This is a genomic window from Methylobacterium sp. Leaf118, from assembly GCF_920984675.1.
In the GTDB taxonomy this organism is placed as follows: Bacteria; Pseudomonadota; Alphaproteobacteria; order Rhizobiales; family Beijerinckiaceae; genus Methylobacterium.
Genome location: NZ_CAKLBV010000052.1, coordinates 24,472 through 32,396 on the forward strand (window position 1 = coordinate 24,472; position 7,925 = coordinate 32,396).

Genomic DNA, 7,925 nt, shown 5'->3' on the forward strand with positions numbered 1-7,925 from the left:
GTCTTTTTCCCGGCGGACGACCGATCAGCTGGACCTGTCGGCGAGATCGTCGAGGGCGAGCCACCGGGTGATCCGCAGCGCGCGCAGAAAGGCCTCGTCGTGGCTGACCACCAGGAGAGCGCCGTCGTAGGTGGCGAGCCCGGTCTCCACAGCCTCGACGGCCTCAAGGTCGAGGTGGTTGGTCGGCTCGTCGAGAATCAGCAGCTGCGGCGGATTGGCATTGCCGAGCACGCAGGCTAGCGCAGCGCGAACCTGCTGCCCTCCACTCAGCGCCGCGACGGGCCGATCCGCGGCGGCAGACCTGAACTGGAACCGCGCCAGGGCCGCCCGGCATCCGTTGGCGTTCTCCCCCGGATTGAGGCGGGCGAAGTTCTCCACCACGGTCTGGCCGGAGTCGATGACGCTGAGCCGCTGATCGAGCCGCGCGGCGCGCACGCCGATGGACACGCGCCCTGACCAGGGCGCGAGGCGGCCCGCGACGAGGTCGAGGAGCGTCGATTTCCCAGCTCCGTTGCGCCCGGAGATCGCGACGCGCTCCGGTCCGGAGATCGTGAGAGACACGTCCTCCAGAACGGGCTGTCCCGGGCGATGCCCGAAGGTCACTCGCTCGACGGAAAGAACGGTCTTGGCGGCATGCAGACCGCTCGACGGGACCGCGATCGAGACCGCCTTCACGGCCTGGATGCGGCTGCGGGCTTCCTCGAGCTGCTGGCGCGCCTCTGTGCACTGCCGCTCCGCCGCGCGTGCGCTGCCACCAGCCGACTTCTCAGCATTGTCCCTGCGGGCGCCAACCAGAATGCGAGGAAGGTCGCCACGTGCACCCCGGCGCTGTCCGGCCGCGTCGCGCTGCTGCTGGCGTTCGAGTGTCTCCTGCGTCCTTCGTGCAAGGTCCGCCGTCCGCTTCTCCGCCACGGCGAGATCGTGCTCGGCCGCAGCGATTCTGACGGCCTTGGCGTCCTGGTACGCGTCGAAGTTCCCCTGATAGCGGCTCGCCCCGGCGGGTGAGAGTTCCACGATGGCGTCCATGGCGTCGAGCAGGGCGCGGTCGTGGCTGACCACGATGGTGCCCGCACGCCAGTCCTTCAGCAATGCGTGGACGGCCTGCCGCCCGTCGCGATCGAGGTCGTTGGTCGGCTCGTCGAGGAGGAGGAAATCCGGCCGCGCGAAGGTTGCGGCCGCCAGTGCGGCGCGAGCGCGCTGGCCGCCGGACAGCCGCCTGAGCGGCGTTTCGGGGCTCACCGGCACGCCCATGCGGGCAAGCGCCTGTGTAAGCCGCTCCTCCAGCGTCCAGTCGGCCTCGGCAAGCTCCTCGGCCGTGGCCGCGCCGGTTTCGGCGCGCCTGAGCAGCGTGAGAGCAGCCGTCGCGCCGAAGAGATCGGCGACCGTCTCGTGGGACGGGAGGCTCGCGAACTGGCGCAGCACCGCGACCGAACCCTGGACGATAACGCGGCCGCTCGTCGGGCGCAGCCGTCCTGCCATGAGGCTCAGGAGGGTGCTCTTACCGACGCCGTTGCGGCCGACGATGCCAATACATTCCTGCGCGAAGCTGGCCGTGATGCCGGTGAGAACAGGGCGTCCGTCAGGTGCGGACCACGCGACGTTCTGAAGGGAGAGGTGTGCTGACATGCGATGAAAGATCCCTGGCGACAAGGCGGTTCGGCATTGCGGTCAGGGACAGTCTCATCGGCGTCAGCGCTCCCACGGGTGGCCCGTGCATACCCTCAGCAAGATTCTTGCGCAACCATTATTGACTGATCGTTCCAGAATAAGCTAGGAGTGTTTGATGGCAAGGCCGAAGTCATTCGATAGGGAAATCGCGCTCGACGCAGCGCTCGGCGTGTTCCGCGAACACGGCTTCGAGGGCACCTCGGCCGAGATGCTCGTGGAGGCGATGAAGATCGGCCGACAGAGCCTGTATGACACCTTCGGGGATAAGTGGCGTCTCTATCAGGCCGCCTTGGAGCGCTATTGTCAGACCGAGGGACAAGCCCATATCGCGGCTTTGCGCGAGCCATCGCGAGCTTACGACGGGCTCCGCGCGATGGTCGAGCGGGTCGTAGCGGATGCCCACCAAGCCTGTCTCGGCGTCGGCTCGACTTGCGAGTTCGGGCAGTCCAAATCAGAACTGAACACGATCAAGGTCGCGGCTGATCACGTGTTGCGGACAGCGATCACCGAGCGGGTTCGTGCGGCTCAATCCGATGGTGATGTCGCCGTTGACCTGCAACCGGACGAGGTCGTGGACTTCCTGTACGCGGCGTTCGCCGGAATGCGTGTTGCCGCGCGCGGCGGCGCCGCGCCGTCGCAGCTAGACGCCCTCGGACGGACCACTCTCCGGGCGCTGCGTTGAGCCGCGCTCTTTTTTTGGTCAATTATTGAACGATCATTCCACTAAGGGATCAGGAACGATGGCTCGGAAGAGGACGGGGACAAGCAAGTCTGCCCTGGTGTTCGGCGGCTCGCGCGGCATCGGTGCCGCGATCGTGTCGAGGTTGGTCGCCGATGGCTACGCGGTGGCGTTCACCTACGCGGCGAGCACAGATTCGGCGCACAGACTCGTCGAGGAGATTGATGCCGGTGGCGGCGAGGCGGTGGCCATCCGAGCCGACAGTGCCGACCCGGCGGCGATCCGTACCGCCGCAATCAAGGCCCACGAGCATCTCGGGACGCTCGACGTGGTCGTCGTCAATGCCGGCATCATGAGGCTCGGAACGATCGAGGCAACGTCGCTCGACGATCTCGATCTGATGATCGACGTCAATGTGCGCGGTGTATTTCTCGCGATCCAGGCGAGCCTGCCGCACATCGCCGACGGCGGTCGCGTCATGACGATTGGCAGTTGTGTCGCAATCAGGACCGGCTTCCCGGGATCGAGCGTCTACCAGTTCACGAAGGCGGCGGTTGCGGCGATGGTGAAGGGGCTGGCACTCGATCTGGCCCCGCGTCGGATCACCATCAACAATCTTCAACCGGGCCCGACGGACACGGACATCAATGCCGGAGCCCTCGAAGCCTTGTCAGACAAGAGTCCGCTGAAGCGCGTCGCCGATCCTGCAGAGATTGCTGGGCTCATATCGTACCTCGCGCGGGACGAGGCTCGATACATGACTGGTACGAGCCTCACGATCGATGGCGGCTTCACTCTTTGAGCCGCAAAGCATCGGCATAGCGGATAAGGATACACGCAGCCCCGATGAGGTAACGGCTGACCTTGTAAGCGTCTGTATCCAGACGGCGCCGGCCATACAGAACCTCACGCGGGCCTGCTCCATCCCACACACTCGGGACATGCCGCATCCCCAATCGTCGCGTCATCAGCATCATGGAGGATCAGACATGACTGAACAGGAACGCTGGACCCGCAGAAACTGGATGAAGACGGCCGCAGCACTCGTGCTGTCAGGACCTGCGTTGCACGCAGCCGCGGCTGCCGGACAATCGGCGACGGCGCCGTCCGACACGCTCTCGACTGCCACAGGTGGCTCGAAGACGTCTTTCGCCCCCTTAAAGCAGGTCGCCGCCGGAGATCTGAACATCGCCTATGTCGAGGTCGGCCCCTCAAACGGGCGACCGGTTCTGCTGCTCCACGGCTGGCCCTACGACATTCACAGCTACGTCGACGTCGCTCCCGCGCTGGCCTCCGCGGGCTACCGGGTGCTGATCCCCTACCTCCGCGGGTACGGTGCCACCCGCTTTATCTCAGATACGACGCCGCGCAACGGGCAGCAGGCAGCCCTCGCCGTCGATGCGCTGGAGTTCCTAAACGCCTTGAAGATCGAGACGGCGCTCGTCGCGGGCTACGACTGGGGCGCGCGGACCGCCTGCATCCTGGCCGCGCTCTGGCCGGAGCGTTGCAAGGGTCTCGTCTCGGTCAGCGGCTACCTGATCGGCAGCCAGCAGGCGAACGCGATGCCATTACCGCCGAAGGCCGAATTGCAATGGTGGTATCAGTTCTATTTCACGACCGAGCGGGGCCGCGAGGGATACGCTCGCTACACGCGCGACTTCGTCCGGCTGATCTGGGAGCTGGCCTCGCCCAGATGGCAGTTCGGCGATGACACCTTCGCCCGCTCGGCCCCTGCCTTCGAGAACCCGGACCACGTCGCCATCTCGATCCACAACTATCGCTGGCGGCTGAACCTCTCGGCGGGAGAGGCCCGCTTCGACGAGACCGAGCGCAAACTGGCCGCGTTCCCGACGATCGGCGTGCCGACGATCACGATGGAGGGCGACGCCAACGGGGCGCCCCATCCCGAGCCGGCCTCCTACGCGAAGAAGTTCACGGGTCGCTACGAGCACCGCCTGATCACCGGCGGCATCGGGCACAATCTTCCGCAGGAGGCACCGCAGGCCTTTGCCCGCGCGGTGATCGACGTCGATGGCTTCTGATCTCCGCATGCGCCTGCGCCTGCTGGTCCCGGCCGCTCTCGTCCTCTCGGGTATCGCCCTCGCCGCGGCGGCCGCTCTCGCGCAGCCGACGCCGCGGCCAGCCTCGCCGATCTTCGGCGTCACGATCCCTGACGGCTATCGGTCCTGGCATCTCATCGCACCGGCTCTCGAGGCGGAGCCGCTCAACGAGCTGCGCGCCGTCGTCGGCAACGACATCGCGGTGAAGGCCTATGCTCGCGGCACTCTGCCGTTCCCCGACGGTACTGTCCTGGTGAAGCTCGCCTGGAAGCACGTCCCCTCGCCCGAGTTCGAGCCGGCCACCGTGCCGGGCCGGGCAACCACCGTGCAGGTGATGGTCAAGGATGCCATGCGCTACCCTGAGACGGGTGGGTGGGGGTTCGGACGCTTCGTCAATGGCGAGCCGGTCGACGAGGCGCAGCACCAGACCTGCTTCGCCTGCCACGAAGCGCGTGTGAAGGAGCGCGACTTCGTCTTCACGCGCTATGCCCGCTGAGGCCTCGACCGCCGGGCGTGTCCTGTCCGGCGGCTTGGTATACCATGATGCCGTGCGTTCTTCCCGCGTCGGCTTCTGGATTGTCGCACCCGCCATAGGCATGCTGGCGGGGCTGCTCTACGGCCTCATCTTCGAGATCGAGCTTCTGGTCTCCGCCATCCGGGGCGCCTTCATCGGTGCGCCCGTCCTCCTGTACGAGCGCGGCCTCCTGTTCCAGGCTTGGCGGACCCTCGTCCGCCGTGCCGCGACCCCGATCTTCGTTGTGGCGACGCTCGCCACCTATATCGCGATGATCGCCGTCGGTAATGCAGGCGCCGGGACGATCCTGCACCACGCGTTCGGCTACATGCCGAACCCGCGCGTCGCGATGTTGATGTCGGATGCCGGTCTCGCCTACGCGCTCGCGATCTCCGCTCTGGCCGCCTTCGTCTTCCGTATACGCGATCTGATCGGCCCGCGCGTCTTCGCGAACCTGCTGATCGGCCGCTATCATCGGCCGATCAGCGAGGAGCGCATCTTCCTCTTCCTCGACGTCGCGGGCTCGACGCGCTTTGCCGAGCGGCACGGGGACCTGGCGGCCCAGCGCTACCTCGGCGCGATCTTCGGCGCGCTCGCCTTGCCGGTGCAGCGCTCGCGAGGCTCCATCGACGATTACGTCGGCGACATGGCTTTGGTGAGCTGGACGATGGAGCAGGGAACGCGGGATGCGGCCTGTCTGCGCTGCGTGTTCGATTTCGCTGAGGTTATCGCTGCCGACGCCGAGCGATGGCTGACAGAGTTCGGCCAAGTCCCGGACTTCCGCGCCGCGCTGCATTGCGGCTCCGTCGTGACAGCCGAGATCGGGCTGGAGCGCCACAAGATCGCGTATTTCGGCGACACGCTGAACACGACGAGTCGTCTTGAATCCGTCGCGAAGGAACTTGGCGTCTCCATCCTGGTTTCGGGCGACCTGCTCGATCGGCTCGGCACGCTGCCGGGTACCATCATCGTCGAGGATCTGGGCTCGCGTACCGTGCGTGGACGCCATGAGCCACTCCGTCTTGCAGCCGTTCACGACGGCTCTAGGCCGAGCTCTCCGATGCAGGCCTCCTCGATGCACGGCACCGAAACGAGCTGACGCAAGCTCCGCATTTCAGAATATTCGAACCGAAAGATCTTCATGGGGGCCTTTCGGCCGGGAGGCGCCTCACGTGATGCTGCCGCCATGGCAATGGCCCGACCATTCGCAGGGCCTATGCGCAGAGTCCGCTTCTCGGCCAGGAGCCAAGGTCCGGAAGTGGCGCACAGCCGACCAACTGGCATGCGAACTTCTGACCGAGGTCGTGTGAGAACGCCGATCCGTCAGGCTTGGGTCGTTTGCGTGGGAGCAGCGTGGCAGATCGAACTGGCGAGCCTCAGGCCTGGATGGCCGCCAGCAGCGGACCGACCCCGAAGATCTGGATCATCCGCTTCATGTTGTAGGCCAGAACCTGCAAGCTCATCTCGGTCCTGACCTTCGCCAAGGTCCGGGTCAGGAAGTGGGTGGCGCCCATCCAGGCCTTCAGCGTGCCGAACGGGTGCTCCACGGTCTGGCGACGGATCTTCATCGCATCCGGCATCCGGTCGAGCCGCGCCTGCATTGCGTCGAGTACGCCCTCGTGCACCCAGCGTTTGACCCGCCGCGTTTCTGTCGGCGTACAGCGGGGCTTGAGCGCGCAGTCGAGACAGGCCGTCAGGTTGCGGTAGTGGTCCATCGCGTCGTCCTCGGCCCGGCGATCGGACCGGGTGGCCCCCTTGGTCAGGTGCTGGCCGGCGGGACAGGTGTAGTGGTCCCGTTCGGCGTCGTAGACGAAGTCCTGTCCCGTGAAGAGGCCACGCTTGGCGTGGCCCGAGGTCAGGGTCTTGGACACACAGGGCAGCACGCCGGTGCCTTCGCAGGCCAGCACCTGTTCCCCGCTGAGGTAGCCCCGGTCGGCCAGCACCGTCAGCGTGGTGCATCCCGTCGCCGCCTGCGCCAGGAGCCCCATCGGCGCGAGCTGTGCCCGGTCGCTGCCGACGTTGGTCACGGCGTGGGCCACGATCAGGTGATGCTCAGCATCGACCGCGGCCTGGACGTTGTAGCCGACCATGCCGGTGCCCTTGCCGCTGGTCGCCATGGAGCGCGCGTCGGGATCGGTCAGCGAGACCTAGCCGTCGGGGGCGGCCTCGATCTGCCGACCCATCGCCTGGAGGACCTGCATCTGCTCGCGCAGGCCCGCGATCTTCTCGTTGAGCCGCAGCGTGCGCGCCTCGGCGATGTCGCTCGGCTCACGGTCGGCTCGATCCAGCGCCGCGAGGTAACGGCCGATGCTCGCCTCGACCTGCGCCAGCCGGGCTTCGACCTTGGCGGCGGTGAAGTTCTTGTCGCGGTTGTTGACCGCCTTGAACTTGCTGCCGTCGACCGCGACGACGGCCTTGCTGAACAGGTTCAGCCGGCGGCACAGCACCACGAACTGGGCGCAGGCGGCCTGGATGGCAGGGCCGTTGTCCTTGCGGAAGTCGGCCAGCGTCTTGAAGTCGGGCATCAACCGGCCGGTCAGCCAGATCAATTCGATGTTGCGCTGGCTCTCGCGTTCGAGGCGGCGGCTCGACGGAACGCGGTTGAGGTAGCCGTACACGTAGATCTTCAGCAGAGTCGCCGGATGGTAGGCCGGACGGCCCGTGGCCTCCGGTACCGCGCCTGAGAAGCCGAGCGCGCCCAGATCGAGCTCATCGACGAACGCTTCGACGAGGCGAACCGGATTGTCGGTGGTGATGTAGTCGTCCAGGCAGTCGGGAAAGAGCGTAATCTGCTGACGATCCTCGCCTGCGATGAAGCGCTTCATTCCGACCTCCCCAGATCGGAAATTACTCTACCAGATCAGCACGTTTTCACACAGCCTGCACCCCAAGCGGACATTCGACCTGTGCCCGCCGAAGGTCCGGATGGGGTGGGGAGCGGACCCTGACCCTTCGCCCTAAAGCGGACGTTCGTGGATGGGCAATCTGACCCAGTGTGGGACCG

The 7,925-nt window shown here is 66.2% G+C and carries 6 protein-coding genes and 1 pseudogene; 5 read left to right on the forward strand and 2 right to left on the reverse strand.

All coding sequences use genetic code 11. The features are described from left to right. Positions 1-24: 24 nt before the first annotated feature. Positions 25-1,626: an ABC-F family ATP-binding cassette domain-containing protein gene (locus LW587_RS18485; RefSeq protein WP_232631061.1), complete on the reverse strand. Its 1,602-nt coding sequence runs from the start codon at positions 1,624-1,626 to the stop codon at positions 25-27. 157 nt (positions 1,627-1,783) lie between these two features. On the opposite strand from LW587_RS18485, the gene LW587_RS18490 reads away from it, so the two are divergent. The 5 genes from LW587_RS18490 (at position 1,784) to LW587_RS18510 (ending at position 6,020) form a co-directional block, all read left to right on the forward strand. After that, positions 1,784-2,350, forward strand: coding sequence for a TetR/AcrR family transcriptional regulator (locus tag LW587_RS18490; RefSeq protein ID WP_232631062.1), 567 nt, complete (start codon positions 1,784-1,786; stop codon positions 2,348-2,350). A 58-nt stretch (positions 2,351-2,408) separates the two neighbouring features. After that, positions 2,409-3,149, forward strand: a complete 741-nt coding sequence (locus LW587_RS18495; RefSeq protein WP_232631063.1) for an SDR family oxidoreductase — start codon at positions 2,409-2,411, stop codon at positions 3,147-3,149. Positions 3,150-3,336: 187 nt separating this feature from the next. Beyond that, positions 3,337-4,389, forward strand: coding sequence for an alpha/beta fold hydrolase (locus LW587_RS18500; protein ID WP_442919168.1), 1,053 nt, complete (start codon positions 3,337-3,339; stop codon positions 4,387-4,389). Then, positions 4,379-4,903 carry a cytochrome P460 family protein gene (locus tag LW587_RS18505; protein WP_232631065.1) on the forward strand — a complete coding sequence of 175 codons (525 nt, stop codon included), beginning with the start codon at positions 4,379-4,381 and terminating at the stop codon, positions 4,901-4,903. The genes LW587_RS18500 and LW587_RS18505 overlap by 11 nt, the downstream gene beginning before the upstream one ends. A gap of 52 nt (positions 4,904-4,955) precedes the next feature. Further along, positions 4,956-6,020, forward strand: coding sequence for an adenylate/guanylate cyclase domain-containing protein (locus LW587_RS18510; protein ID WP_232631066.1), 1,065 nt, complete (start codon positions 4,956-4,958; stop codon positions 6,018-6,020). A 277-nt stretch (positions 6,021-6,297) separates the two neighbouring features. On the opposite strand, the pseudogene LW587_RS18515 reads toward LW587_RS18510, so the two are convergent. Then, positions 6,298-7,746 (reverse strand): annotated as a pseudogene (locus LW587_RS18515) (IS1182 family transposase). Positions 7,747-7,925 lie beyond the last annotated feature (179 nt).